This is a genomic window from Streptomyces sp. NPDC044061, from assembly GCF_056434305.1.
The window spans coordinates 1-1571 of sequence record NZ_JBWKFL010000173.1 but is presented as its reverse complement, the minus strand read 5'-3'; the positions used below and the strand labels follow the sequence as shown (position 1 = coordinate 1571).

Here is a 1571-nt window from a genome sequence, read left to right as displayed (position 1 = left end):
GTGCGGCACGAGGCCGCTCGGAGTGAGTGGATACGTAGATGGGAGGGCCGGCTGATGTCGGTGACGTAGTCCCAGGCCAGTGCTCAAGAGCCTGTCCCCGTCCTCACGGGCGTCGCGGGTAACTGCGGGGTCTGAAGCATGAGGAGAAAAGCCCAAGGGCCTTCGTTCCATCCGGGGGCTACAGGCAAGGGGAATGGCCGGACGGGTGAAGGACTTGAACCCCTGACTGAGTGCTTCGTTAGAGTCAGCCTCTCCAGGTGGAATGCTCCAGAGAGGTATAGGACTGGCCGCTGGAAAGCGGCGGGTGCCAGCTGAATATACGATTTCAGCTGGGAGAGCACCACCGTCCCGGAGTAGAGGGGGCACCCAACCCGGCCGTATCTCACCCGTGTGGAACGTGAAAATCCCGATGAGGTCCGAACAGTTAGTACACGTTCGGTAGGCCGACCGCAAGGAAAGCTGAAATCCTCAGCGGGGGAAGGATGATCCAACAAGCGAACGCCGGTGGCCGAAAGGCAGCAGGAACCCGGGAACCGCATACTGGCCCCTCCGTCAGTGGTTCCCGAATAACTGGCCGGATAGGGACGCATGTTCCGACCTGAAAGGGTGCTGACGTGGATCAGGTGGGCCTGTGGAGAACCGATGACCAATGACTCTGGAACCGAGGGGCAAGTTGGACACCAACAAGGCGCAGGCGGTCGAGGCTTCCTCGTCGGCTACCGCCGGGACGGTGAACGGACCTGAGGGCGACGTCCTTGACTGGGAGTCCGTCAACTGGCGGCAGGTCGAGGACGACGTACGGCGACTTCGGCAGCGCATCTTCACGGCATCGAAGGCGGGGGACCTGAAGAAGGTCCGCAATCTACAGAAGTTGATCCTCCGGTCCCGCGCCAACGCACTGGCAAGTGTGCGGCGGGTCACGGAGGTCAATGCTGGTCGCATGACGGCGGGTATCGACGGGAAAGTTGTACGGCTCCCTGAGGTCAAAGCTAAAATGGCCGAGGGGATACAGAGTCGCTTCGGCTCGTGGGAACCCAAGGCCGTCAGGCGCGTGTATATACCCAAGGCCAACGGAAAGAAGCGCCCGCTCGGAATTCCCGTCATTGTCGACAGAGGTTTTCAAGCTCTGGCGGCCAATGCGCTGGAGCCCGAGTGGGAAGCGCGTTTCGAGGCGAAGTCATACGGATTTCGCCCCGGGCGCGGTTGTCATGACGCGATAGCTGCTATCTACACGACCGCCAAAGGCAGGAATGCAAAGCGGTTGTGGGCGCTAGACGCCGATCTGGCAGCGGCATTCGACCGAATCGACCACCGCCACCTTCTAGAGATGCTCGGCAATTTCCCCGCCAGGAGAATGGTTGCCGGGTGGCTGAAGGCCGGTGTTATCGAGGACGGTTGGTTCTCTCCGACCGAGGCGGGAACGCCCCAAGGCGGTGTGATCAGTCCCGCGCTGATGAACGTGGCCTTGCATGGCATGGAACAGGCCGCTGGAGTTCGCTATCGCACCTCTGGAAAATACGTCGGGGAAACGATGCCGAATTCCCCGGTCCTGGTCAGGTACGCCGACGACC

The 1571-nt window shown here is 61.4% G+C and carries 1 protein-coding gene; it reads left to right on the top strand.

Translation table 11 applies throughout. From position 1 onward, the window contains the following. Nucleotides 1-673 precede the first annotated feature (673 nt). Nucleotides 674-1571, top strand: an 898-nt coding sequence (locus AC07CM_RS50910; protein ID WP_478883361.1) for a reverse transcriptase N-terminal domain-containing protein, incomplete at its 3' end; no start/stop codon positions are given.